Below are 23,943 nucleotides of genomic sequence, written 5' to 3'. Positions count from 1 at the left end.
CATTCTTGAGTACAACAAAAAAAGGAGCAAAGTGATGAGTCTGGAAACCTGGCTGCTGTTCAGCGGCGCTGCATTGGTGGTGATCCTGATTCCGGGGCCGCTGTCTTTGCTGATGATCAGCAACAGTCTGAACTACGGCTTGCGCCGCTCTTACCCGGCGTTTCTCGGCGGCGTGATCGCCTCGATCTGCCTGCTCAGCGCGTCGGCGCTGGGGCTTGGCGCTCTGCTGCTGGCGTCAGAACAGTTGTTCAGCGCCCTGAAAATCGTCGGCGCGCTGTACCTGTTCTACCTCGCCTGGCAGAGCTGGCAGCAATCGCGTCAGCCAGCGGTGGGCGCCGAAGTGCCGCAGGCCGCACCGGTGCCACGTTTCCGCACCCTATTCGGCCGCGCGTTTGTGCTGGGCGCGAGCAATCCGAAGGACATTCTGTTTTTCGCTGCGTTTCTGCCGCAGTTCCTCAGCGCGCAACAACCGTTCTTGCCGCAGTTACTGATCATGATCGCGACCTGGGTGGTGCTCGACCTGTGCTGCAAACTGGCTTACGGGCTGGGTGCGCATGGTGCGGCGCGCTATTTGCGTAGCGGCAAGGGGCAGAGCTGGTTCAACCGGGTGAGTGCCGGGTTGTTCAGTGGTGCGGGCGCTGCGTCGCTGTTGAGCCGTTAAAGAGCAAAAGATCGCAGCCTGCGGCAGCTCCTACAGTTTGGAATGCAATCCTCTGTAGGAGCTGCCGCAGGCTGCGATCTTTTGACTTTAAGGCAGACAAAAAAAAGCCCGCAGTGTGAGCGGGCGAAAGACCAAAGAAGCTATATGCGCAGTCGCTTCCCGGTGGGGGCAGCTGCTTGGGGGTCAGCTGCCCCGGTAGGTGGAATAGCTGTAAGGCGAGATCAGCAGTGGCACGTGGTAGTGATCCTGTTCGGCAGAGATGCCGAAACGCAGCACCACCACGTCGAGGAACGCCGGTTCCGGCAGTTGCACGCCACGGGCGCGGTAGTAATCGCCGGCGTGGAACTGCACCTGATAGACCCCGGTGCGGTAGTCATCGCCTTGCAGCAGCGGCGCATCGACCCGGCCATCGCTGTTGGTAACGGCACTGGCGACCAATTCCAGATGCGAACCTTCAACGCGGTACAGCTCGACCTTGATCGAACTGCCCGGGCAACCGTGTGCAGCGTCCAAAACGTGTGTTGTCAAACGTCCCATTGATTCTGCGCGCCTGGCCGCAAAGAGCAGTCAGACTTCGCGCCTCCCGAAGTCAGGTAAAAGGAGACCGCACCGATTCGGAGCACGAAAAGCTGCGGCGAGCGACTGATTAAGACACTTTTCAAAAAAATTGTACACAATAAAAACGACATTTTTCGCACCACCCCCGCCATTCGGGTGTTTCACCTTGATCTGCCCCTCAAGCGCCAGAGTATTGAACCTCACAGCCATTAGCTGACTGATCAGGCAGGTTTCTTGCAGGCTCACGCCATTAGCAGCAAAAGATGACAGTCGGTGAAAAATGCAAAAATTCAGGCTTACAAATTGCGAATAAAGTTGTATACAATCAGCCCATCGCTGTGACGCCAGCCTGCGCAGGCCGTTACACAAACCTGTCAACGAATAAGAAGGAAGACTGCAGTGAGCGCTGACTACCCACGCGACCTGATCGGTTACGGCAGTAACCCTCCTCACCCACACTGGCCGGGCAACGCGCGCATCGCGCTGTCCTTCGTGCTCAACTACGAAGAAGGCGGCGAGCGCAACATCCTGCATGGCGACAAAGAATCCGAAGCCTTCCTCTCGGAAATGGTTGCTGCCCAGCCGCTGCAAGGCGCGCGCAACATGAGCATGGAATCGCTTTACGAGTATGGCAGCCGTGCCGGCGTCTGGCGGATCCTGAAACTGTTCAAGGAATTCGACATTCCGCTGACCATTTTCGCCGTGGCCATGGCCGCCCAGCGCCACCCGGATGTGATCCGCGCGATGGTCGAAGCCGGCCACGAGATCTGCAGCCACGGCTACCGCTGGATCGACTACCAGTACATGGATGAGGCGCAGGAGCGCGAGCACATGCTCGAAGCGATCCGCATCCTCACCGAACTCACCGGCGAACGCCCACTGGGCTGGTACACCGGCCGCACCGGCCCGAACACCCGGCGCCTGGTGATGGAAGAAGGCGGTTTCCTTTACGACTGCGACACCTACGACGACGACCTGCCCTACTGGGAACCGAACAACCCGACCGGCAAGCCGCACCTGGTGATCCCGTACACCCTCGACACCAACGACATGCGCTTCACCCAGGTGCAGGGTTTCAACAAGGGCGACGATTTCTTCGAATACCTCAAAGACGCGTTCGACGTGCTCTACGCCGAGGGCGCCGAAGCGCCGAAGATGCTTTCGATCGGTCTGCACTGCCGCCTGATCGGTCGTCCGGCGCGTCTGGCGTCGCTCAAGCGCTTCATCGAATACGCCAAAAGTCATGAACAGGTGTGGTTCAGCCGTCGCGTCGATATTGCGCGCCACTGGCACGAAACCCATCCGTATCAAGGGGCCACAAAATGAGCCGCTTTCAAACCCTGCAACCGTCGACCCTGAGCCGCGACGCTTTCGTCAACGCTTTCGCCGACATCTACGAACATTCGCCATGGGTGGCCGAGAAGGCCTACGACCTGGGCGCGGACGCTTCGATCGACGAGATCGAAACCCTGCACCAGCGCATGAGCGACATCCTGTTGAGCGCCGATCACGCCAGCCAGCTTGCGCTGATCAACGCTCACCCGGACCTGGCCGGCAAAGCCGCCGTCCAGGGCCAACTGACCGAAGCCAGCACCAATGAACAGGCTGGCGCCGGTATTCACCAATGCACGGCCGAAGAGTTCCAGCGCTTCACCGAGCTGAACGACGCCTACAAGGCCAAGTTCAAGTTTCCCTTCATCATGGCGGTAAAAGGCAGCAACCGGCATCAGATCCTCGCGGCGTTCGAAACGCGCATTCACAACTCGGTCGACACCGAATTCAAATGCGCGCTGGCGGAGATCAACAAGATCGCCCTGTTCCGTTTACTGACTCTCTAGCGAAGCCTGGCCCGAGTGCGTCAAACGCGGAGAGCACCCAGGGCCTTGCAAGCATCCCCAGCCAACTTATTAAAGGCAGACAAGAAGAATGAAAGCTTACGCCGTACCTTTCGAGAAGTTCGTCAACCTGGCCGATGCCCGTCTGGGCACCAAAATCATCTCGGTCACCGATGACTGGTTCGCAGACGCCAATCGTCTGTTTCAGCCGACCCCGGCCGTGTGGAAGGAGGGTGTGTTCGACGACAACGGCAAGTGGATGGATGGCTGGGAATCGCGCCGCAAGCGCTTCGAAGGCTACGACAGCGCGGTAATCCGCCTGGGCGTACCAGGTTCGATCAAAGGCGTGGACATCGACACTTCATTCTTCACCGGCAACTTCCCGCCATCGGCCTCGCTGGAAGCGTGCTTCCTGGCCTCCGGCGAGCCGGACGAAAACACCCAGTGGACTGAAGTGCTGTCGGCCGTCGAGCTGCAGGGCAACAGCCACCACTACCATGAAATCAGCAACGACAAAGCGTTCAGCCACCTGCGCTTTAACATCTACCCGGACGGCGGTGTCGCCCGTCTGCGCGTGTACGGTATTCCGTTCCGCGACTGGTCCGCAGTTGGCGACAACGAGCAAGTCGACCTGGCAGCAGCCCTCAACGGTGGCCGCGCCCTCGCCTGCTCCGACGAACACTTCGGCCGCATGAGCAACATCCTCAACCCGGGCCGTGGCATCAACATGGGCGACGGCTGGGAAACCGCACGTCGTCGCACGCCAGGCAATGACTGGGTGATCGTCGCGCTGGGCCACCCGGGCGAGATCGAAAAAATCATCGTCGACACCCTGCATTTCAAGGGCAACTACCCGGACACCTGCTCGATCCAGGGCGCGTTCGTCAAGGGCGGCACCGACAGCCAGATCGAAACCCAGTCCCTGTTCTGGCGCGAACTGCTGCCGAGCCAGAAACTGGAAATGCACGCCGAGCACACCTTCGTCGAGCAGATCAAGGCACTGGGCCCGATCACCCACATCCGTCTGAACGTGTTCCCGGATGGTGGTGTGAGTCGCCTGCGCGTTTTGGGCAAGGTCGCGAAGTAATGCTGAGCCTGTAGGAGCTGCCGCAGGCTGCGATCTCTTGATCTTGATCTTGATCTTAAAAAACAAAGTCAAAAGATCGCAGGCTTCGCCAGCTCCTACAGGGATCGCGCAAGACGCACTGACAAGTTGAACAACACAGAATTCGGATAAGAACAGCATGCGCACACTACAGATTGAACCGCTGACCAAAGAAGCCTTCGCCCCCTTCGGTGACGTGATCGAAACCGACGGCAGCGACCACTTCATGATCAATAACGGTTCGACCATGCGCTTCCACAAACTGGCGACGGTCGAAACCGCTACGCCTGAGGACAACGCGATCATCAGCATCTTCCGCGCCGACGCGCAGGACATGCCGTTGACCGTGAGCATGCTGGAACGCCATCCGCTGGGCAGCCAGGCTTTCATTCCGCTGCTCGGCAACCCCTTTCTGATCGTGGTCGCGCCACTTGGCGATGTACCTGTATCAGGCTTGGTCCGCGCCTTCGTCACCAACGGCAGGCAGGGCATCAATTACCATCGCGGCGTCTGGCACCACCCGGTGCTGACGATCGAAAAGCGGGATGACTTCCTGGTGGTTGATCGCAGTGGCACAGGCAATAACTGCGATGAGCATTTTTTCAAAGAGGATGAGCGGTTGATCCTCGCCCCCCACCAATAAGAGAAGGTCTGATCACTCGACAACAAGAGTGACAGGCGAGAGGTAAAGACTGTGGAAGCACATCTGTTGGAATGGCTGAACCTGAGCGTGCGCTGGGTTCACATGATCACTGGCGTGGCCTGGATCGGCGCGTCGTTCTACTTCGTCTGGCTGGAGAACAACCTCAACCGCGTCAACCCGAAAACCGGTCTGGCCGGCGATCTGTGGGCGATCCACGGCGGCGGTATCTATCACCTGGAAAAATACAAACTGGCCCCACCGTCGATGCCGGAGAACCTGCACTGGTTCAAATGGGAAGCCTACTTCACCTGGATGTCGGGGATCGCGCTGCTGTGCGTGGTGTTCTACTCCAACCCCGTGCTCTACCTCGTGGCACCCGGCAGCGGCCTGACCGGCCCTGAAGGCGTGGCCATCGGCATCGGTTCGCTGATCGCCGGCTGGTTCATCTACGACTTCCTTTGCGATTCGGCCCTTGGCAAGAAACCGGCCCTGCTCGGCTTCATCCTGTTCGTGCTGATCATCGGCGCGGCGTATGGCTTCAGCAAAGTGTTCAGCGGTCGTGGAGCGTACCTGCACGTCGGCGCGATCATCGGCACCATCATGGTCGGCAACGTGTTCCGCATCATCATGCCGGCGCAGCGTGCACTGGTGGCGGCGATTGCCGAGAACCGCACGCCGGACCCGGCGCTGCCCGCCAAAGGCCTGCTGCGTTCGCGTCACAACAACTACTTCACCCTGCCGGTGCTGTTCATCATGATCAGCAACCACTTCCCGAGCACTTATGGCAGCCAGTACAACTGGTTGATCCTGGCCGGGATCGCGGTGTTGGCGGTGTTGGTACGTCACTATTTCAACACCCGTCACGACAGCCACAAGTTTGCCTGGACCCTGCCCGTGGCAGCGGTGGGCATGATCACCCTGGCGTACGTCACCGGCCCGGCGCCGATGCCGACCGCACCGGACGTGGCCAAGGCACCCGCGAAAATCGAGTACCAACCGCTGCCGGAAACGGCACTGGGCGGTGGCGCGAAACCGGCTGAAGCGGCGGCACCTGCGGCGCCAGCAGCAGCCCCGGCTGCGGCACCGGCGCAAGCGTCCAACGCCGGTCCGGCCTTCGACAAGGTGCACAACGTGATCCAGGAACGCTGCGCGGTTTGCCACTCGGCCAAACCGACCAGCCCGTTGTTCAGCGCGGCACCGGCCGGTGTGATGTTCGACACCCCCGAGCAGATCCGTCAGAACGCGGCGCGGATCCAGGCGCAAGCCATCACCACGCAGATCATGCCACTGGGCAACATCACACAGATGACCCAGCAGGAACGTGACCTGATCGGTGCATGGATCGCGCAGGGAGCCCAGACCAACTAAGCAACACAAATTGTGGCGAGGGAGCTTGCTCCCGCTGGGTCGCGAAGCGGCCCCTCTCTTTGCCTGAAGAGCAGGGACTGCTACGCAGTCCAGCGGGAGCAAGCTCCCTCGCCACAGACCTGATGCAAAGAAACAGCTGTGAGCAACCCGACAGCTGTTAATCACAAGAATAAAAAAGATCCGAGGTGTTGCATGTCCGAGCTGTCCAAAGCGCGCATCCCCGACGCACCCGCCATTCAGCGTTTGCCCCTTTTGCAACTGATCCTGGTCGGTTTGCAACATGTTCTGCTGATGTACGGCGGTGCCATCGCGGTGCCGTTGATCATCGGACAGGCCGCTGGCCTGAGTCGTGAAGAAATCGCCTTCCTGATCAACGCCGACCTGCTGGTCGCCGGTATCGCCACCATCGTCCAGTCGCTCGGGATCGGCCCGATGGGCATCCGCATGCCGGTGATGATGGGCGCCAGTTTCGCGGCGGTCGGCAGTATGGTCGCCATGGCCGGCATGCCCGGTATCGGTCTGCAAGGGATCTTCGGTGCGACCATCGCCGCCGGTTTCTTCGGCATGCTGATCGCGCCGTTCATGTCCAAAGTCGTGCGTTTCTTCCCGCCGCTGGTGACTGGCACGGTCATCACTTCGATCGGTTTGTCGCTGTTCCCCGTGGCCGTGAATTGGGCCGGTGGCGGAGCCGCCGCGGCGCAATTCGGTTCACCGATTTATCTGGCCATCGCCGCGCTGGTGCTGGCGACCATTTTGCTGATCCACCGCTTCATGCGCGGTTTCTGGGTCAATATTTCCGTGCTGATCGGCATGTGCCTGGGCTACGTGCTCTGCGGCGCCATCGGCATGGTCGACCTGAGCGGCATGGCCAACGCGCCATGGGTTCAGTTCGTCACCCCGCTGCACTTCGGCATGCCGAAATTCGAATTGGCGCCGATCCTGTCGATGTGTCTGGTGGTGGTGATCATCTTCGTCGAGTCCACCGGGATGTTCCTCGCGCTGGGCAAGATCACCGGTCAGGAAGTCTGCCCACGCATGCTGCGTCGCGGCCTGCTGTGCGATGCCGGCGCCTCGTTCGTCGCCGGTTTCTTCAACACCTTTACCCACTCCTCGTTCGCACAGAACATCGGCCTGGTGCAGATGACTGGCGTGCGCTGCCGCTCGGTGACCATCGTCGCCGGTGGCCTGCTGATCGTGCTGAGCCTGCTGCCGAAAGCGGCGTTCCTCGTCGCGTCTATTCCACCGGCAGTGCTGGGTGGCGCGGCGATTGCGATGTTCGGCATGGTCGCTGCCACCGGGATCAAGATTCTTCAGGAAGCCGACATCGGTGACCGTCGCAACCAGTTGCTGGTGGCAGTGAGCATCGGCATGGGCCTGATCCCGGTGGTGCGTCCGGAGTTCTTCGCGCATCTGCCGCTGTGGATGAGCCCGATCACTCACAGCGGTATCGCCATGGCCACGCTCAGCGCACTGACCCTGAACCTGCTGTTCAACATCCTCGGCGGCGCCGAACGCGCCGCGATCAACGACTGCCACGCACATCAGCATTAACCAAGTCACCACAAAACCTTGTGGGAGCGAGCCTGCTCGCGAAAGCGTTGTGTCATTCAACAGTGATGGCGACTGACACGCCCTCTTCGCGAGCAGGCTCGCACCCACAGGGGACGTGCAACACCCTGCCTCAACAATAAAAACAAGAGGGAGCAACCGATGATTCGCACGCAAACCAACGTTCTGTTGAGTGGCGGCCTGCTGGCCGCGAGTCAGGCCATGGCCGGCGATTTACTGCTGTGGCAGACCAACAGCCTGAGCTACCTGTACGGCAAGAACTTCGCGATCAACCCGTCGATCCAGCAGACGGTGACGTTCGAGCACGCCGACAAGTGGAAGTACGGCGACAACTTCCTGTTTGTCGACAAGATCTTCTACAACGGCCAGGAAGACCGCAACAAAGGCCCGCACACCTTCTACGGCGAATTCACCCCACGCTTCTCGTTCGGCAAGATCTTCGACCGGAGAATCGAATTCGGCCCGATCAAGGACGTGCTACTGGCGATGACCTACGAGTACGGCGAAGGCGACAGCGAAGCCTACCTGATCGGCCCCGGCTTCGACCTGAAAGTGCCCGGCTTCAACTACGTGACCCTGAACATTTTCCGCCGCCAGACCGAAGGCCCGCGCCCCGGCGACGGCGTCTGGCAGATCACCCCGGGCTGGTCGTACAGCGTGCCGCTGGGCAACTCCGACCTGCTGATCGACGGCTATCTGGACTGGGTGGTCGACAACGATCAGAACTCGCGCGGCACTTACCACGCCAACCTGCACATCAATCCGCAGATCAAATACGACCTCGGCAAAGCCTTGGGCTGGAGCCAGAAGCAGCTGTACGTCGGCACCGAATACAGCTACTGGAAGAACAAATATGGCGTCGAAAGCAGTCACAACCTCGACACCAACCAGAACACCGCCAGCCTGCTGGTGAAGGTGCACTTCTGAGATGGCCCGCAACCGTGCCCCATACCTGTCGTCGGTGCTCTGTTGCGGGGCACTTGAGAGCTGGCCGAGGAGTCAGTATTCTCCGCGGCCTCTTGAATTCGGTCTAAAAAAAAGCCCGGATTTAATTCCTGACCGACAGGCCAACTTATCCCGGCCCCGGCCAGTACCGAGGCATCCCGAAAACACGCGCAATCGACTGTTTTTCAGCAGCCGAACGGGCGTTTTTTTGCTTTTCGAAAGCGTTGGCCCAGCTCTTGCTATCACCAGCGAAGCTGACCGATCGGATGACTTTTGCAGCAACGAAAAAAGGCGCCACACCAGAGCGCCGATCTTAAAAAAATAAACGTGGAACACCTACTTTGGGAGCAACCGAATGAAACGTATGTGCACCAGCCTGATGCTCGCGGGATCGATGCTGGCCGGCGGCCAGGCCATGGCCGATGGCCTGCTGCAATGGCAGAACAACAGCCTGACCTATCTCTACGGCAAAGACTTCAAGGTCAACCCGGCGATCCAGCAGACCGTCACCTTCGAGCACGCCGATGCCTGGAAGTACGGGGATAACTTCCTGTTCATCGACAAGATCTTCTACAACGGCAAACCAGACGGCGGCGTCGGCAACAACACCTATTACGGTGAGTTCCAGCCGCGCATCTCGCTGGGCAAAGTCCTCGACCAGAAGCTCGAGTTCGGTCCGATCAAAGACGTGCTGCTGGCGATGACTTACGAGTTCGGTGAAGGCGACGTCGAGTCGTACCTGATCGGTCCTGGCTTCGACCTGGCGATCCCGGGTTTCGACTACTTCCAGCTGAACTTCTACCAGCGCCACACCGACGGCTCGCGTCCGGGTGACAACGTCTGGCAGATCACCCCGGTCTGGTCCTACACCATCCCGGTCGGCAGCTCGAACGTGCTGATCGACGGTTACATGGACTGGGTGGTCGACAACGACGTCAACAGCAAAGGCGAATACCACGCCAACCTGCACTTCAACCCGCAGGTCAAATACGACCTGGGCAAGGCGCTGCATTTCGGCGAGAAGCAACTGTACGTCGGTGTTGAATACGACTACTGGAAAGACAAGTACGGGATCGACGACACCCGTGGCTTCACCACCAATCAGAACGTGACCAGCTTCCTGGTGAAGTTCCACTTCTGATCCTGGTATCGCTGGCGTCTGCAAGGACGCCTGCGCTGGCAAGCCAGCTCCCACAAGGTTATGTGTCGTTCACTTTTTTGTACCCATCCAAAAACCTGTGGGAGCTGGCTTGCCAGCGATTCGCCGTACCGCAAATCTCAGGCCGGAACCACCGACTCGGTGATCCCCAGAAACCGGCACAACTCCTCGCGCTTGGCCAACGCATCGCGCCGTCCCAGGTCGATCAGCTCGCTGCAATATCCCGCCTCGAACAGCAGATAACTCAGCACCCCTGCCCCACTGGTCTTGGTCGCCCCCGGGCCGCGCAGGAACAGACGCAACGCCGCCGGTAACTCCTGGCGATGCCGCGCGGCGATCTCGTCGATCGGCTGACTCGGCGCAATCACCAGCACGTCCACTGGCGCTACCCCCAGTTCGCGAGTCGGCACGCCATCGGGCATCAGTCGACTGAACTGGTTCAGACGCTGGAGCAACTCGATGTCGCTTTCCAGACTGTCAATGAACGTGCTGTTGAGCATGTGCCCGCCGATCTGCGCCAGGGTGGGTTGCTGACCGGTGTAGGCGCGTTCCAACGGCTGCTGCGGATCAAAACCGCGCGGGTTGCCGCTCACCCCCACCACCAGCACCCGACTCGCGCCTAGGTGCAGCGCCGGGCTGATCGGTGCCGATTGGCGGACTGCGCCGTCGCCGAAATATTCCTCACCGATTTTCACCGGGGCAAACAGCAACGGGATCGCCGAACTGGCCAGCAAATGGTCCACCGACAATTGCGCCGGCACGCCGATCCGTCGATGGCGCAACCACGCATCGATCGTGCCGCCGCCCTGATAAAAGGTCACCGCCTGCCCCGACTCGTAGCCGAACGCGGTTACCGCCACCGCATGCAACTGCTTGCGGGCGATGGATTCGGCGATGCCGGGCATGTGCAGTTTTTCATTGAGCAGGTCGCGCAGCGGCGAACTGTTGAGCAGCGCCACCGGCAGGTGTCGCCCCATACCCAGCAGGCTGTGACTGACAAAGCGGCTGGCCTGACGGATCACCCCCGGCCAGTCGCTGCGCAGCACCCGATGGCTGCGAAAACCTTGCCAGAACAGCGTGAGGCGTTCGATGGCCGCGCGAAAATCAGTGGCGCCACTGGCCAGGCTGACCGCATTGATCGCCCCGGCCGAGGTGCCGACGATCACCGGAAACGGATTGTCCGCGCCCAGCGGCAGCAATTCGGCAATCGCCGCCAGCACCCCCACCTGATATGCCGCCCGAGCCCCGCCGCCGGAAAGAATCAAACCTGTAACCGGTTCAGCTGGGCTCATCGCAACGCTCCGTGGTGCTTGAAAGGGTGAGTGAATCAGCCGCGCCGTTTCGGGTAAAGCTTCGGCTCGCCCGGTGGACGGCTCTTGAAGCGGCGATGCGCCCACAAGTATTGCTCAGGGCAGGCGCGCAAGGCGCTTTCCACCCACTGGTTGATGCGGATGCAGTCGGCCTCTTCAGTTTCACCCGGAAAGTCTTCCAGCGGCGGATGAATCACCAGCTTGTAACCGCTGCCGTCGGCCAGACGCTCCTGAGTGAACGGCACCACCAGCGCTTTACCCAACCGGGCGAATTTGGTGGTCGCGGTCACGGTCGCTGCCTGAATGCCGAACAGCGGCACAAAGATACTCTGCTTGGCGCCATAGTCCTGATCCGGCGCGTACCAGATCGCCCTGCCCGAACGCAGCAGCTTGAGCATGCCGCGCACGTCGTCACGCTCCACCGCCAGCGAATCGAGGTTGTGCCGCTCGCGGCCGCGACGCTGGACGAAGTCGAACAACGGGTTCTTGTGCTCGCGGTACATGCCGTCGATGGTGTGCTGCTGGCCGAGCAGTGCCGCACCGATTTCCAGGGTAGTGAAGTGCGCGGCCATGAGGATCACGCCTTTGCCTTCGCGCTGAGCCTTTTGCAAATGCTCCAGGCCTTCGACGTGAGCCAGTTTGGCCAGACGCTCACGGGACCACCACCAGCTCATCGCCATTTCAAAAAACGCGATGCCGGTGGAGGCGAAGTTTTCCTTGAGCAGACGCTTGCGCTCGGCGGCGGATTTTTCCGGGAAGCACAGCTCCAGATTGCGTTTGGCGATGCGCCGCCGGTCGCCGGCCACGCGATACATCACTGCGCCCAGCACACGACCGATCGTCAGTAACACCGCATAGGGCAACTGCACGACCAGCCACAACAGCCCCAGACCGCACCAGAGCGGCCAGAAGCGGGGAGAAAGATAGGCTCTTCGAAAACGCGGGCGATCCATTAAAGCTTCCGTAAATTCAGTGGCCGCGCATTCTACATCGTTCGACCCGGCTTGCGGCTCGCGGGCGTTCTCGTTATAAGTCTCGGCACTTTTAGTGACAAGCCGTTGTATGCCGATATGAGCCAAAACGAATCGCCAGACCGAGATCCCGTGTTCCAGTTGAAGGGCAGCATGCTGGCCATTACGGTGCTGGAACTGTCCCGCAACGACCTCGACAGCCTTGATCGGCAATTGGCCGCCAAAGTCGCCCAGGCGCCGAATTTCTTCAGCAATGCGCCGCTGGTCCTGGCGCTGGACAAACTGCCGCCCGGCGAAGGCGCGGTCGATCTGCCCGGTCTGATGCGCGTGTGCCGCCAACATGGTCTGCGCACCCTGGCGATCCGCGCCAGCCGTATCGAAGACATCGCCGCCGCCATCGCCATCGACATCCCGGTGCTGCCGCCGTCCGGCGCCCGTGAGCGGCCGCTGGAAGCCCCGGAACCGGAAGTCAAAAAGAAGCCGGAAAAGCCGCCGGAGCCGACGGTCAAACCGACCCGCGTCATCACCACGCCAGTACGTGGTGGCCAACAGATATACGCCCAGGGTGGCGATCTGGTCGTGGTGTCCTCGGTCAGTCCGGGGGCGGAACTTCTGGCCGATGGCAACATCCATGTATACGGCCCGATGCGCGGTCGCGCCCTGGCCGGCGTCAAAGGCGACACCAAGGCGCGGATTTTCTGTCAGCAATTGAGCGCTGAACTGATCTCCATCGCCGGGCATTACAAGGTTTCCGAAGATTTGCGCCGCGATCCACTGTGGGGCTCCGGTGTACAGGTCAGCCTGTCGGCCGACGTGTTGAACATCATTCGGCTTTAACGGATACTGCCGCATTTTCCAAGCATCTCTAAAACGTAGCGAAAACGGCTCAAACGAAGTAGGAAAAAGGATCAAGGAGCGTTTGCCCCCGGCAAGTGCGACTTGCGCCGAATTCCAGCCAAGGCTGTCCGACTGCAGTAGTTTTCAAGAGATGTTTTTCAGGGGCTAAACAGTCCTTCTTCCTTAGGGGTGAAACACCTTGGCCAAGATTCTCGTGGTTACATCCGGCAAGGGTGGTGTGGGTAAGACCACCACCAGCGCCGCTATCGGTACCGGCCTCGCTCTGCGCGGCCACAAAACAGTGATCGTCGACTTCGACGTGGGCCTGCGTAACCTCGACCTGATCATGGGTTGCGAGCGTCGCGTGGTGTACGACTTCGTCAACGTGGTCAACGGCGAAGCCAACCTGCAGCAGGCCCTGATCAAAGACAAGCGCCTGGAAAACCTCTACGTACTGGCCGCCAGCCAGACCCGCGACAAAGACGCGCTGACCCAGGAAGGCGTGGAAAAAGTCCTGATGCAGTTGAAGGAAGACTTCGACTTCGTGGTCTGCGACTCCCCGGCAGGCATCGAGAAAGGCGCACACCTGGCGATGTACTTCGCCGATGAAGCGATCATCGTGACCAACCCGGAAGTGTCCTCGGTACGTGACTCGGACCGCATGCTCGGCCTGCTGGCCAGCAAATCGCGGCGTGCCGAACTCGGCGAAGAGCCGATCAAGGAACACCTCCTGCTGACCCGTTACAACCCGCAGCGTGTCAGCGATGGCGAAATGCTGGGCGTCGAAGACGTGAAGGAAATCCTGGCCGTGACCCTGCTGGGCGTCATCCCTGAGTCGCAGGCAGTCCTGAAGGCTTCCAACTCGGGTGTCCCGGTGATTCTCGACGACCAGAGCGATGCCGGTCAGGCCTACAGCGATGCCGTTGATCGTCTGCTGGGCAAAGAAAAAGAACATCGTTTCCTCGATGTTACGAAGAAGGGATTCTTCGAGCGCCTGTTTGGAGGTAGGTAATGAACCTTTTTGACTTCTTTCGTGCCAACAAAAAGCCAAGTACCGCCTCGGTAGCGAAAGAGCGTCTACAGATCATCGTGGCGCATGAGCGCGGCCAGCGCAGCACGCCGGATTACCTGCCAGCCTTGCAGAAGGAACTGGTCGACGTGATCCGCAAGTACGTCAACATCGGCAACGACGACGTACATGTTGCACTGGAAAGCCAGGGCAGTTGCTCGATTCTGGAACTCAACATCACCCTGCCTGATCGCTGAGTCGATCCGGCAGTCGCTACGGCGGCTCGGGCTGTTGATAACCCTGTAGGCGCTGCCGAAGGCTGCGCCTACAGGGTTATCAACAGTCTGAGCCGCCGTTGGCATTTGTTACGAGGCTGTTTTAATGCCGTTGTCCAACATCCGCATCATCCATCAGGACGCCGCTGTACTGGTGGTCGACAAGCCGACCTTGCTGCTCTCGGTGCCCGGTCGCGCCGACGACAACAAGGACTGCCTGATCACCCGCCTGCAGGAAAACGGCTACCCGGAGGCGCGTATCGTCCATCGCCTGGACTGGGAAACCTCCGGCATCATTCTGCTGGCCCGTGACGCCGACACCCACCGCGAACTGTCGCGACAGTTTCACGACCGCGAAACCGAAAAGGCCTACACCGCCCTGGCCTGGGGTCAGCCGGAACTGGACAGCGGCAGCATCGATTTGCCGCTGCGCTACGACCCACCGACCAAACCGCGCCACGTGGTCGACCACGAATTCGGCAAACACGCACTGACCTTCTGGCGCGTACTGGAACGTTGCGGCGACTGGTGCCGCGTCGAACTGACGCCAATCACCGGGCGCTCGCACCAGTTGCGCGTGCACATGCTGTCCATCGGGCACCCGTTGCTGGGCGACGGGCTCTACGCCCACGAACAGGCCCTCGCCGCCTGGCCGCGCCTGTGCCTGCACGCCAGCATGCTCAGCTTCACCCACCCGCAAACCGGCGAACGTCTGCGCTTCGAATGCCCGGCACCGTTCTGACAAGCACCACCGAACCCATGTGGGAGCGAGCCTGCTCGCGAAAGCAATTGATCAGTCAGCATCAATGTTGAATGTCATAGCGCTTTCGCGAACAGGCTCGCTCCCACAGGGATCCGGTCCGGATTCAATTCCCCGGCCGATGCGTTAAACTCGCGCCCATTGCTGTCTGGAGCTTCTTATGCGCGAAGAGTTGAACCAAGGCCTGATCGACTTCCTCAAGGCCTCCCCTACCCCGTTCCACGCCACCGCCAGCCTTGTTCAGCGTCTGGAGGCCGCCGGTTACGTGCGCCTCGACGAGCGCGAGCCATGGACCACCGAGGCCAACGGCCGCTATTACGTCACCCGTAACGACTCCTCGATCGTCGCGATCAAAATGGGCCGCAACTCGCCGCTGCACGACGGTATCCGCCTGGTCGGCGCCCACACCGACAGCCCGTGCCTGCGGGTCAAGCCGCAACCGGAACTGCAACGTCAGGGCTTCTGGCAACTGGGCGTTGAAGTGTACGGCGGCGCACTGCTGGCGCCGTGGTTCGACCGCGACCTGTCGCTGGCCGGCCGCGTCACCTTCCGTCGCGACGGCAAGGTCGAAAGCCAGTTGATCGACTTCAAGGCACCGATCGCGATCATTCCCAACCTGGCGATTCACCTCAACCGTGAAGCCAACCAAGGCTGGGCGATCAACGCACAGACCGAGCTGCCGCCGATACTCGCGCAGTTCGCCGGTGACGAGCGCGTCGACTTCCGTGCGGTACTGACCGATCAACTGGCTCGCGAACACGGCCTGAACGCCGACGTGGTGCTGGATTATGAGCTGAGTTTCTACGACACCCAAAGCGCGGCGATCATCGGCCTGCATGGCGACTTCATCGCCGGCGCGCGCCTGGACAACTTGCTGTCCTGCTACGCCGGCCTGCAAGCCCTGCTCAGCGCCGACACCGAAGAGACCTGCGTGCTGGTGTGCAACGATCACGAAGAAGTCGGCTCCTGCTCGGCGTGCGGCGCCGATGGCCCGATGCTCGAACAGACCCTGCGCCGCCTGCTGCCGGAAGGCGACGAGTTCGTGCGCACCATTCAGAAATCGCTGCTGGTCTCGGCCGACAACGCCCACGGCGTACACCCCAACTACGCCGAGAAGCACGACGCCAACCACGGCCCGAAACTCAACGCCGGCCCGGTGATCAAGGTCAACAGCAACCAGCGCTACGCCACCAACAGCGAAACCGCCGGATTTTTCCGCCACCTGTGCATGGCCGAAGAAGTGCCGGTGCAGAGCTTCGTGGTACGCAGCGACATGGGTTGCGGTTCGACCATCGGCCCGATCACCGCCAGCCACCTGGGCGTGCGCACCGTCGATATCGGCCTGCCGACCTTCGCCATGCACTCGATCCGCGAACTGTGCGGCAGCCATGACCTGGCACACCTGGTCAAAGTGCTGAGCGCGTTCTACGCCTCCCGTGAATTGCCGTAATCGCTAAACGATCATCTCTCGGGGTGATCACAAATCTCTGCAGGGGCTGCCGCAGGCTGCGATCTTTTGATCTTGTTTTTTGCAGTTCAAAAGCAAGATCAAAAGATCGCAGCCTGCGGCAGCTCCTACACAGATCAATACAGCTTCAATGAAACCGACCTAGACTTACATCATCCCCTTCGACAAGGCAGTCTCCATGATCTCGATGTCTTCGTTCCATGCCATGCTCGTCCCGATCCTGAGCGGGATGATCCTGCTGGCCATCGGCTTCAACTTCCGCGACAAGAACGCCGGCGTCTTCGCCATGTGGATCGGCATGCTGATGATCCTGGCGACCGTGGTCTACAAGATCCTCGCCAAACTCAACGAATAAATCCGCGCCCGGCTCGCATTGATTCTGACTGCCTCGTACACTCGCTCAATTCGCCCCTTTGCGAGGTTGACCGCCTAGTGTTCGCTCGTCTGTTTGCTCTGCCCTGCCTGTTCCTTGTCTGCCTGATGACGCTGCTGCCGCTGGCCCCTGCCCACGCGGTCGGCTTGCCGGGACTGCTCAACTCCACCAAGGCGCAGCCCGAGGCGCAGGAACCGTTGGGCCAGTCGCTGGATGAAGTCATCAAGTCGCTGGAAAACGACAAGCAACGCGCACAGTTGCTGAGCGATCTGAAAAAGCTGCGCGACGCCACAAAGAAAGCCCAGGTTTCACCGGAAGAAGGCGTGCTGGGCCTGATTGGCGGCACGCTGGCCAGTTTCGAGAAGCAGTTCTCCGGCGACGACAGTCCGCTGACCCGCTGGTCCGACGAGTTCGACCTGGCCAAGGACGAACTCGATAACCTGATGTTGCCAGCCAGCGAGTGGCTGCCGATCATCTTCGGCTTCGCGGTGATCCTGATGGTCTGGAGCCTGCTCGCCGCCGCGCTGATCTGGCTCGGTCACCGGGTGCGCATGCGCTTCGGCCTGACCGAAGAACTGCCGCAGCACCCCAAGGCCCTCGACATGCTGCGCTTCGCCCTGCGCAAGCTCGGGCCATGGCTGATCGCGTTGGTCATCACCGTTTACATGAGCTACGCGCTGCCGTCGTCATTGGGCAAGAGCCTGGCGATGGTGCTGGCGTATGCGCTGGTGGTCGGCACCTGTTTCTCGGCGATCTGCGTGATCGCCTTCTCGCTGCTCGACGGCCCGCACCGGCACCGGGCGCTGTACATCCTGCGGCATCAGGCGTTCCGTCCGTTATGGCTGATCGGCAGCTTCGCCGCGTTCGGTGAAGCGCTCAACGACCCGCGCCTGGTGGAAAGCCTCGGCGTGCATTTGGCGCACACCACCGCGACCGTCACCAATGTCCTCGCGGCGCTGTTCACCGGGCTGTTCATCCTGCGTTTCCGCCGGCCAATCGCCCATCTGATCCGCAACCAGCCATTGTCCCGTCGCCTGACCCGCCGCGCCCTCAGCGACACCATCGATATCCTCGGCACCTTCTGGTACGTGCCGGCGCTGGTGCTGGTCGGGATTTCGCTGTTCGCCACCTTCGTCTCTGCCGGCGACACCAGCACCGCCCTGCGCCAGTCACTGATCTGCACGGTGCTGCTGGTGATGTGCATGGTGATCAACGGTCTCGTGCGCCGGCACTCACTCAAACCGCAACGCGGGCCGAAGCGCCATGCCTTGTACTCGGAACGCCTGAAAAGCTTCTTCTACACCCTCGCCCACCTGCTGGTGTGGCTGATCTTCATCGAACTCGGCCTGCGCGTATGGGGCAAATCGCTGATCGGCTTTGCCGAGGGCGAAGGCCACGACGTCAGCGTCAAACTGTTCAGCCTGATCGGCACGCTGATTTTCTCCTGGCTGATCTGGATCCTCGCCGACACCGCCGTGCATCACGCCCTCACCCGCTCGCGCAAAGGCCTGGCGAATGCCCGCGCGCAGACGATGATGCCGCTGATCCGCAACGTGCTGTTCGTGGCGATTTTCATCATTGCGCTGATCGTCGCCCTGGCGAACATGGGCATGAACGTCACGCCACTGCTGGCCGGTGCCGGTGTGATCGGCCTGGCCATCGGTTTCGGTGCGCAATCGCTGGTGGCGGATTTGATCACCGGCCTGTTCATCATCATCGAAGACTCGCTGGCCATTGATGACTACGTCGATGTCGGCGGGCATCTGGGCACTGTCGAAGGCCTGACCATCCGCACCGTGCGCCTGCGCGATATCGACGGCATCGTTCACACCATCCCGTTCAGCGAAATCAAAAGCATCAAGAACTACTCACGGGAATTCGGCTACGCGATCTTCCGCGTGGCGGTGCCGTACAACATGGAAATCGACGACGCGATCAAACTGATGCGCGAAGTCGGCCAGAAAATGCGCACCGACCCGCTGCAACGGCGCAACATCTGGTCGCCACTGGAGATCCAGGGCGTGGAGAGTTTCGAGTCCGGCAGCGCAATTTTGCGTGCGCGCTTCAAGACCGCGCCAATCAAGCAATGGGAAGTTTCCCGGGCCTTCAACCTGTCGCTCAAACGCCATCTGGACGAGGCCGGGCTCGATCTGGCGACGCCACGCATGAGCGTGCAGGTCATCACTGCCGGTGGTGGCCAGCCGAAGGAATAGCACTTCGCGCAGACACTCGGGTCACAGGCAGGGAAGCCAGAAAAACAATAACCATGGAGAAAACCCGATGCAGCTGACACGTATCACCCAGACCGTTCTGCTCACCCTGCTGGCCGGCACCGCCAGCGCCGCCACCCTGGACAGCACCCGCGAACAGATCGCCACGCAAGCCAAGGCACTTGAACCGGAGCTGCTGGAAACCCGCCGCGACATCCACGCCCACCCGGAACTGGGCAACACCGAAACACGCACCTCTGAACTGGTCGCCAAACAGCTCAAGGCCATGGGCCTGGAAGTGAAAACCAACGTCGCCCGCACCGGCGTGGTCGCCATCCTCAAAGGCGCCCTGCCCGGCCCGACCGTGGCCTTGCGCGCCGACATGGACGCACTGCCGGTCAAGGAAGTCGCCGACCTGCCCTTCGCCTCGAAAGCCAAAGGCACCTACCTCGGCAAAGAAGTCGACGTGATGCACGCCTGCGGCCACGACGCCCACACCGCGATCCTGTTGAGCACGGCGAAAATCCTCACCGGTCTGCGCGACACCCTGCCCGGCACCGTGGTGTTCTACTTCCAGCCCGCCGAAGAAGGCCCGAGCGACTTCATCCCCGACGGCAAGAACACCTGGGGCGCAAAAATGATGGTGCAGGAAGGCGTGATGAAATCACCCAAACCCGACGCCGTATTCGGTCTGCACGTCTGGGCCGGCGTTCCCGCCGGACAGATTGCCTACCGCCCCGGCGCCACCCTGGCCAGCTCCGACGACCTGCGCATCAAAATCCTCGGCAAACAAACCCACGCCGGCCGCCCGTGGGACGGCATCGACCCGATCACCGTCGGCGCACAAACCATCGTCGGCCTGCAAACCGTGGTCAGTCGGCGCACCGATATTTCGTCTTACCCGTCGGTGGTCAGCATCGGCACCATCAATGGTGGCACCCGCTACAACATCATTCCCGAGTCCGTGGACATGAGCGGCACCATCCGCTCCTACGACTACGGCATCCGCCAGAAACTCCACGCCGACGTACGCCAGACCATCGAAAACATCGCCGAAAGCGGCGGCGCGAAAGCCGACGTGACCATCATCGAAAAATACGACCCCACGATCAACAACCCGGCACTGACGGAAAAAATGCTGCCGACGTTGAAGTGGGCAGCCAAGGATGACGTGGTCAATGCGCCGCTGGTGGGCGGCGCGGAAGACTTCTCGTTCTTCGCCAAGGAAGTACCGGGGTTGTTCGTATTTCTCGGCGTCACACCACGGGATCAGGACATGAGCAAGGCCGCGCCGAATCACAATCCGGGGTTCTTTGTGGATGAGTCGGCGCTGGTGGTGGGCGTACGCACACTGGCCTCACTGGCAACAGACTACCTCTACACCAACACCCACTAACCTGAAGGAGCTGACGAGTGCAACGAGGCTGCGATCTTTTAGTGTGCTGAAGATCAAGATCAAAAGATCGCAGCCTTCGGCAGCTCCTACACAGGATGAGCGTTAGCTCGGCTGCAGCTCTTGATCTTGATCCACGGGCGACGTCGGAAGGCTGAGTGGAGGGATTGATCCGGGGTGGGAGCGCAGCGACCGTTTGGCGCAGCCAAACACAGCGAGAGGAGGTGCAGCGAAGCAAACCGTAGGCGCTGCCCCCGGAACAATCCCGGAGCGAAGGAACCCCGAGCCCCAGCGAGCGGGCCGAACGCAGGAGCAAGCGTTTTTGGTTACTTTTGAGGCGTTTGTCAAAAGTGACCCGCCGTAAGGGCGGAACCCTAAGCCGCCGTTACCGCAGCAACGGATATTCACCCAAAACGATCAAACCACATCAACCCCCACATGAATCGCATCATGCCGCCAAAACTCCAGATCACAATCAATCAACCGCTCATGCTGATCATAATTGACCCGAGCAATCCGTAACCCCGGACTCCCCACAGAAACCCGCAAAGCCGCCGCCGCATCCACCGCCAACGACGTCGGCACAATCTCGAACCGCACCCGCCCATAGTGCAAATCGTAATGCCGCGCATACAACTCGGTCATCGACTGATTCAAATCGAACCCCAGAATCCCCGGAAAATACTGCGGATTCAGATAATGCTCCACATACAGCACCAGCCGCCCGTCAATCCGCCGCGACCGGCAAATCTGGATCACGCTGGACAACGCCGGCAACTGCAACCAGGCACACACCGCCGCCGAAGCCGGCTGCAGACGCGCGGAAATCACCTCGGTCGACGGCACCCGGCCCTGCGCACTCACCATCGCGTGAAAGTGACTGCGCTGCATCAGGTTGTACGCCAGACGCGGCGGCGAAACGAACCAGCCTCGGCGCTCCTCGCGATAGATCTGCCCCTGTGCCTCCAGTTGCAACAACGCCTCACGCACCGTAATGCGCGTAGTGCCGAACAACTCACTGAGCTTGCGCTCGGCCGGCAGCTTGCTGCCCGGCGCCAACAGGCCGTGATCGAGCTGCTCCTGCAGCACCTGGCCGATGGCTGTCACCGCTTTTGTTGCCTCATCGCGCATCAACGTTACCTATCTGGACTAGACCAGCACTGTTTCGGGGCAAAAACCGTACGGCCTGCAAGCCGTTTCCATGTCTTGCAAGCCTAGGCAGTGCAGATGACCGAGAGATGACAAACCCGCCCGACGGTCGCCCTCATGACTTGCAATACCTCGGCCAAGTCCCTTGCCAGCCGGGGCTTTGACCTTGGTCTACGCTTAGCGGGCAAGCGCCGAAACCGGGCCAATAAAAGGCCTGCCGGGCGACCGCCGACATCAAAGTGTCATCCAGCCCCCTTAAATTGGCTCAGGTATTGCTGACCTAGACCAACACAAACCGCAATCGCAGCGTTGAACACGACCAAGGAGCTTCGGAATGAAACAGCTTTTCCTGGCAACACTGTTAGGCTCGACCATTGCAATGTGCACCGCCGCCATGGCGGCCGACACCGATCTGAAAACCCTCGAAGCCGCTGCGAAAGCGGAAGGCGCCGTCAACAGCGTCGGCATGCCCGATGACTGGGCAAACTGGAAAGGCACCTGGGAAGACCTGGCCAAGACCTACGGCCTGAAACACATTGATACCGACATGAGCTCGGCCCAGGAAATCGCCAAGTTCGCCGCTGAAAAAGACAACGCCACCGCCGACATCGGCGACGTCGGCGCCGCCTTCGGCCCGATCGCGGTCAAGCAGGGCGTGGTGCAACCGTACAAACCGAGCACCTGGGATCAGGTGCCGGCCTGGGCCAAGGACAAGGACGGCAACTGGGCATTGGCCTACACCGGCACCATCGCCTTCATCGTCAACAAGAAGCTGCTGCACGGTTCCGAAGTACCGACCAAATGGGCTGACCTCAAGGGCGGCAAATACAAGGTTTCCATCGGTGACGTGAGCACCGCCGCGCAAGCCGCCAACGGCGTACTCGCCGCGGCCCTGGCCAACGGTGGCGACGAGAAAAACCTCCAGCCGGCCCTGCTGCTGTTTGCAGACATCGCCAGGCAAGGTCGCCTGTCGATGGCCAACCCGACCATCGCCACCATGGAAAAAGGCGAGATCGAAGTCGGCGTGGTCTGGGACTTCAATGGTCTGAGCTACAAGGCCAAGATGGCCAACCCGGATGACTACGTGGTGCTGATCCCGTCCGACGGCTCGGTGATTTCCGGCTACACCACCATCATCAACAAGTACGCAAAAAACCCGAACGCCGCCAAGCTGACCCGCGAATACATCTTCAGCGACGCCGGCCAGACCAACCTGGCGCGCGGCAACGCCCGTCCGATCCGTGCCGAACATCTGCAACTGCCGGAAGACGTGAAAGCCAAGCTGCTGCCAAACGAGCAGTACAAGAAGGTCACGCCAATCAAGGACGCCGACGCGTGGGAAAAAACCTCCAAGGCCCTGCCGCAGAAGTGGAACGAAGAAGTCATCGTCGAGATGAAGTAATCCTTCATCTGTAGGAGCTGCCGCAGGCTGCGATCTTTTGATCTTGCTTTTAAAAGGCAGAGTCAAAAGATCGCAGCCTGCGGCAGCTCCTACATTGAACGATCCAAGTTTTGTTTTCGGAGTTTTTGCCCCTATGAAGCACAACGTCATCCTTGTCGTGCTCGACGGTCTCAACTACGAGGTCGCGCGGCACGCCATGGGGCATCTGCAGGCTTACGTTGGCGCAGGACGCGCCGCGCTCTATCAGTTGGAGTGCGAGTTGCCGGCCCTGTCCCGACCGCTTTACGAATGCATCCTTACTGGCGTGCCGCCGATCGACAGTGGCATCGTCCACAACAACGTCGCGCGTCTGTCCAACCAGCGCAGCATCTATCACTACGCCCGCGACGCCGGTCTGAAAACCGCCGCAGCGGCCTATCACTGGGTCAGCGAGCTGTATAACCGCTCGCCGTTCGTCGTGGCCCGCGACCGGCACACCGAAAACCTGTCATTGCCGATCCAGCACGGCCACTTCTACTGGAGCGATCACTACCCGGATTCGCACCTGTTTGCCGATGCGGAAAACCTGCGTCTGCGCCATGCGCCGAACTTTCTGCTGATTCACCCGATGAACATCGACGACGCCGGCCACAAGCACGGCCTCGACTCCACGCAATACCGCAACAGCGCACGCTCGGCGGACATCATCCTCGCCGACTACCTGCAAGGCTGGCTCGATGCGGGCTATCAGGTGCTGGTCACCGCCGACCACGGCATGAACAACGACCGCTCGCACAACGGCCTGTTGCCGGAAGAACGCCAGGTGCCGCTGTTCGTTTTCGGTGACGCCTTCAGCTTCAATATTGATGCCGCGCCGAAACAAACCGAGATCTGCGGCACCGTCTGTGAACTGCTCGGCGCCCCCCACGACAAACCTGTATGCCGGGAGCTGCTCAAGTGAATG

Annotated in this window: 23 protein-coding genes; 19 read left to right on the top strand and 4 right to left on the bottom strand. The window is 60.7% G+C overall.

The window, feature by feature from the left end; translation table 11 throughout:
• The first annotated feature begins 34 nt into the window (after nucleotides 1-34).
• Nucleotides 35-661 carry a LysE family translocator gene (locus tag GTQ41_RS08865; RefSeq protein ID WP_003223174.1) on the top strand — a complete coding sequence of 209 codons (627 nt, stop codon included), beginning with the start codon at nucleotides 35-37 and terminating at the stop codon, nucleotides 659-661.
• Nucleotides 662-844: 183 nt separating this feature from the next.
• Here GTQ41_RS08865 and uraH read toward each other — a convergent pair whose 3' ends face one another.
• A complete protein-coding gene (uraH, locus tag GTQ41_RS08860) occupies nucleotides 845-1,198 on the bottom strand; it encodes a hydroxyisourate hydrolase (protein ID WP_007913983.1) in 354 nt (117 codons plus the stop codon).
• A 420-nt stretch (nucleotides 1,199-1,618) separates the two neighbouring features.
• On the opposite strand from uraH, the gene puuE reads away from it, so the two are divergent.
• From puuE to GTQ41_RS08820, 8 genes are all read left to right on the top strand, one after another.
• On the top strand, nucleotides 1,619-2,545 hold the full coding sequence (puuE, locus tag GTQ41_RS08855) for an allantoinase PuuE (RefSeq protein WP_047292947.1): 927 nt from the start codon (nucleotides 1,619-1,621) through the stop codon (nucleotides 2,543-2,545).
• The gene (gene uraD / locus GTQ41_RS08850; protein WP_047292945.1) at nucleotides 2,542-3,057 is read left to right on the top strand and encodes a 2-oxo-4-hydroxy-4-carboxy-5-ureidoimidazoline decarboxylase; all 516 of its coding nucleotides are present in this window, start codon (nucleotides 2,542-2,544) and stop codon (nucleotides 3,055-3,057) included. Before puuE ends, uraD begins: the two co-directional genes overlap by 4 nt.
• A gap of 88 nt (nucleotides 3,058-3,145) precedes the next feature.
• On the top strand, nucleotides 3,146-4,141 hold the full coding sequence (gene alc / locus GTQ41_RS08845; protein ID WP_007960036.1) for an allantoicase: 996 nt from the start codon (nucleotides 3,146-3,148) through the stop codon (nucleotides 4,139-4,141).
• A 157-nt stretch (nucleotides 4,142-4,298) separates the two neighbouring features.
• Nucleotides 4,299-4,802, top strand: a complete 504-nt coding sequence (locus GTQ41_RS08840; protein WP_041068829.1) for an ureidoglycolate lyase — start codon at nucleotides 4,299-4,301, stop codon at nucleotides 4,800-4,802.
• 51 nt (nucleotides 4,803-4,853) lie between these two features.
• The gene (locus GTQ41_RS08835; RefSeq protein ID WP_041068826.1) at nucleotides 4,854-6,170 is read left to right on the top strand and encodes a urate hydroxylase PuuD; all 1,317 of its coding nucleotides are present in this window, start codon (nucleotides 4,854-4,856) and stop codon (nucleotides 6,168-6,170) included.
• 192 nt (nucleotides 6,171-6,362) lie between these two features.
• Entirely contained in the window at nucleotides 6,363-7,721 is a 1,359-nt protein-coding gene (locus tag GTQ41_RS08830) for a nucleobase:cation symporter-2 family protein (RefSeq protein WP_047292943.1), read from the top strand.
• A gap of 159 nt (nucleotides 7,722-7,880) precedes the next feature.
• Nucleotides 7,881-8,666 (top strand): outer membrane protein OmpK, encoded by a 786-nt coding sequence (locus GTQ41_RS08825; RefSeq protein WP_047292942.1) that lies wholly within the window; start codon nucleotides 7,881-7,883, stop codon nucleotides 8,664-8,666.
• A 373-nt stretch (nucleotides 8,667-9,039) separates the two neighbouring features.
• Nucleotides 9,040-9,825 (top strand): outer membrane protein OmpK, encoded by a 786-nt coding sequence (locus GTQ41_RS08820; protein ID WP_041068818.1) that lies wholly within the window; start codon nucleotides 9,040-9,042, stop codon nucleotides 9,823-9,825.
• A gap of 137 nt (nucleotides 9,826-9,962) precedes the next feature.
• Here the strand turns inward: GTQ41_RS08820 and GTQ41_RS08815 are convergent, their stop codons facing one another.
• Both GTQ41_RS08815 and GTQ41_RS08810 read right to left on the bottom strand, forming a co-directional pair.
• Nucleotides 9,963-11,135: a patatin-like phospholipase family protein gene (locus tag GTQ41_RS08815; protein ID WP_047292941.1), complete on the bottom strand. Its 1,173-nt coding sequence runs from the start codon at nucleotides 11,133-11,135 to the stop codon at nucleotides 9,963-9,965.
• A 35-nt stretch (nucleotides 11,136-11,170) separates the two neighbouring features.
• Nucleotides 11,171-12,106: a lipid A biosynthesis lauroyl acyltransferase gene (locus tag GTQ41_RS08810; protein WP_047292940.1), complete on the bottom strand. Its 936-nt coding sequence runs from the start codon at nucleotides 12,104-12,106 to the stop codon at nucleotides 11,171-11,173.
• Nucleotides 12,107-12,223: 117 nt separating this feature from the next.
• Between GTQ41_RS08810 and minC the strand changes: the two genes are divergently transcribed.
• From minC to GTQ41_RS08770, 8 genes are all read left to right on the top strand, one after another.
• Nucleotides 12,224-12,961, top strand: coding sequence for a septum site-determining protein MinC (minC, locus tag GTQ41_RS08805; RefSeq protein WP_027613349.1), 738 nt, complete (start codon nucleotides 12,224-12,226; stop codon nucleotides 12,959-12,961).
• A 199-nt stretch (nucleotides 12,962-13,160) separates the two neighbouring features.
• Nucleotides 13,161-13,973, top strand: coding sequence for a septum site-determining protein MinD (minD, locus tag GTQ41_RS08800; protein WP_007960626.1), 813 nt, complete (start codon nucleotides 13,161-13,163; stop codon nucleotides 13,971-13,973).
• Nucleotides 13,973-14,227, top strand: coding sequence for a cell division topological specificity factor MinE (gene minE, locus GTQ41_RS08795; RefSeq protein WP_003223146.1), 255 nt, complete (start codon nucleotides 13,973-13,975; stop codon nucleotides 14,225-14,227). Before minD ends, minE begins: the two co-directional genes overlap by 1 nt.
• A gap of 124 nt (nucleotides 14,228-14,351) precedes the next feature.
• Nucleotides 14,352-14,987: an RluA family pseudouridine synthase gene (locus GTQ41_RS08790; RefSeq protein WP_007960625.1), complete on the top strand. Its 636-nt coding sequence runs from the start codon at nucleotides 14,352-14,354 to the stop codon at nucleotides 14,985-14,987.
• A gap of 178 nt (nucleotides 14,988-15,165) precedes the next feature.
• On the top strand, nucleotides 15,166-16,455 hold the full coding sequence (locus tag GTQ41_RS08785; protein ID WP_047292939.1) for a M18 family aminopeptidase: 1,290 nt from the start codon (nucleotides 15,166-15,168) through the stop codon (nucleotides 16,453-16,455).
• A gap of 196 nt (nucleotides 16,456-16,651) precedes the next feature.
• Complete coding sequence (locus tag GTQ41_RS08780; RefSeq protein ID WP_177327380.1) at nucleotides 16,652-16,828, top strand: hypothetical protein; 177 nt, start codon at nucleotides 16,652-16,654, stop codon at nucleotides 16,826-16,828.
• A 77-nt stretch (nucleotides 16,829-16,905) separates the two neighbouring features.
• Complete coding sequence (locus tag GTQ41_RS08775) at nucleotides 16,906-19,059, top strand: mechanosensitive ion channel family protein (protein ID WP_047292938.1); 2,154 nt, start codon at nucleotides 16,906-16,908, stop codon at nucleotides 19,057-19,059.
• A gap of 67 nt (nucleotides 19,060-19,126) precedes the next feature.
• The gene (locus tag GTQ41_RS08770) at nucleotides 19,127-20,452 is read left to right on the top strand and encodes an amidohydrolase (RefSeq protein WP_047292937.1); all 1,326 of its coding nucleotides are present in this window, start codon (nucleotides 19,127-19,129) and stop codon (nucleotides 20,450-20,452) included.
• A 414-nt stretch (nucleotides 20,453-20,866) separates the two neighbouring features.
• Here the strand turns inward: GTQ41_RS08770 and GTQ41_RS08765 are convergent, their stop codons facing one another.
• Nucleotides 20,867-21,580 carry a UTRA domain-containing protein gene (locus GTQ41_RS08765; RefSeq protein WP_047292936.1) on the bottom strand — a complete coding sequence of 238 codons (714 nt, stop codon included), beginning with the start codon at nucleotides 21,578-21,580 and terminating at the stop codon, nucleotides 20,867-20,869.
• A gap of 352 nt (nucleotides 21,581-21,932) precedes the next feature.
• On the opposite strand from GTQ41_RS08765, the gene GTQ41_RS08760 reads away from it, so the two are divergent.
• Together GTQ41_RS08760 and GTQ41_RS08755 are read left to right on the top strand one after the other, a co-directional pair.
• Nucleotides 21,933-23,000, top strand: a complete 1,068-nt coding sequence (locus tag GTQ41_RS08760) for an ABC transporter substrate-binding protein (protein WP_047292934.1) — start codon at nucleotides 21,933-21,935, stop codon at nucleotides 22,998-23,000.
• A 133-nt stretch (nucleotides 23,001-23,133) separates the two neighbouring features.
• Nucleotides 23,134-23,940, top strand: a complete 807-nt coding sequence (locus GTQ41_RS08755; RefSeq protein ID WP_047292932.1) for an alkaline phosphatase family protein — start codon at nucleotides 23,134-23,136, stop codon at nucleotides 23,938-23,940.
• The last annotated feature ends 3 nt before the right edge of the window (nucleotides 23,941-23,943 follow it).

It is taken from the genome of Pseudomonas sp. AN-B15 (genome assembly GCF_019056475.1).
In the GTDB taxonomy this organism is placed as follows: domain Bacteria; phylum Pseudomonadota; class Gammaproteobacteria; order Pseudomonadales; family Pseudomonadaceae; genus Aquipseudomonas; species Aquipseudomonas parakoreensis.
The sequence above is the reverse complement of the archived record's forward strand: the minus strand, read 5'-3'. Positions and strand labels throughout refer to the sequence as shown.

What these genes read in the sequence shown, in the direction of transcription:
- GTQ41_RS08865 (WP_003223174.1), top strand. Translation starts at nt 35, where the DNA reads ATGAGTCTGGAAACCTGGCTGCTGTTCAGCGGCGCTGCATTGGTGGTG.
- uraH (WP_007913983.1), bottom strand. Translation starts at nt 1,198, where the DNA reads ATGGGACGTTTGACAACACACGTTTTGGACGCTGCACACGGTTGCCCG.
- uraD (WP_047292945.1), top strand. Translation starts at nt 2,542, where the DNA reads ATGAGCCGCTTTCAAACCCTGCAACCGTCGACCCTGAGCCGCGACGCT.
- alc (WP_007960036.1), top strand. Translation starts at nt 3,146, where the DNA reads ATGAAAGCTTACGCCGTACCTTTCGAGAAGTTCGTCAACCTGGCCGAT.
- GTQ41_RS08840 (WP_041068829.1), top strand. Translation starts at nt 4,299, where the DNA reads ATGCGCACACTACAGATTGAACCGCTGACCAAAGAAGCCTTCGCCCCC.
- GTQ41_RS08830 (WP_047292943.1), top strand. Translation starts at nt 6,363, where the DNA reads ATGTCCGAGCTGTCCAAAGCGCGCATCCCCGACGCACCCGCCATTCAG.
- GTQ41_RS08825 (WP_047292942.1), top strand. Translation starts at nt 7,881, where the DNA reads ATGATTCGCACGCAAACCAACGTTCTGTTGAGTGGCGGCCTGCTGGCC.
- GTQ41_RS08820 (WP_041068818.1), top strand. Translation starts at nt 9,040, where the DNA reads ATGAAACGTATGTGCACCAGCCTGATGCTCGCGGGATCGATGCTGGCC.
- GTQ41_RS08815 (WP_047292941.1), bottom strand. Translation starts at nt 11,135, where the DNA reads ATGAGCCCAGCTGAACCGGTTACAGGTTTGATTCTTTCCGGCGGCGGG.
- GTQ41_RS08810 (WP_047292940.1), bottom strand. Translation starts at nt 12,106, where the DNA reads ATGGATCGCCCGCGTTTTCGAAGAGCCTATCTTTCTCCCCGCTTCTGG.
- minC (WP_027613349.1), top strand. Translation starts at nt 12,224, where the DNA reads ATGAGCCAAAACGAATCGCCAGACCGAGATCCCGTGTTCCAGTTGAAG.
- minE (WP_003223146.1), top strand. Translation starts at nt 13,973, where the DNA reads ATGAACCTTTTTGACTTCTTTCGTGCCAACAAAAAGCCAAGTACCGCC.
- GTQ41_RS08790 (WP_007960625.1), top strand. Translation starts at nt 14,352, where the DNA reads ATGCCGTTGTCCAACATCCGCATCATCCATCAGGACGCCGCTGTACTG.
- GTQ41_RS08785 (WP_047292939.1), top strand. Translation starts at nt 15,166, where the DNA reads ATGCGCGAAGAGTTGAACCAAGGCCTGATCGACTTCCTCAAGGCCTCC.
- GTQ41_RS08780 (WP_177327380.1), top strand. Translation starts at nt 16,652, where the DNA reads ATGATCTCGATGTCTTCGTTCCATGCCATGCTCGTCCCGATCCTGAGC.
- GTQ41_RS08770 (WP_047292937.1), top strand. Translation starts at nt 19,127, where the DNA reads ATGCAGCTGACACGTATCACCCAGACCGTTCTGCTCACCCTGCTGGCC.
- GTQ41_RS08765 (WP_047292936.1), bottom strand. Translation starts at nt 21,580, where the DNA reads ATGCGCGATGAGGCAACAAAAGCGGTGACAGCCATCGGCCAGGTGCTG.
- GTQ41_RS08760 (WP_047292934.1), top strand. Translation starts at nt 21,933, where the DNA reads ATGAAACAGCTTTTCCTGGCAACACTGTTAGGCTCGACCATTGCAATG.
- GTQ41_RS08755 (WP_047292932.1), top strand. Translation starts at nt 23,134, where the DNA reads ATGAAGCACAACGTCATCCTTGTCGTGCTCGACGGTCTCAACTACGAG.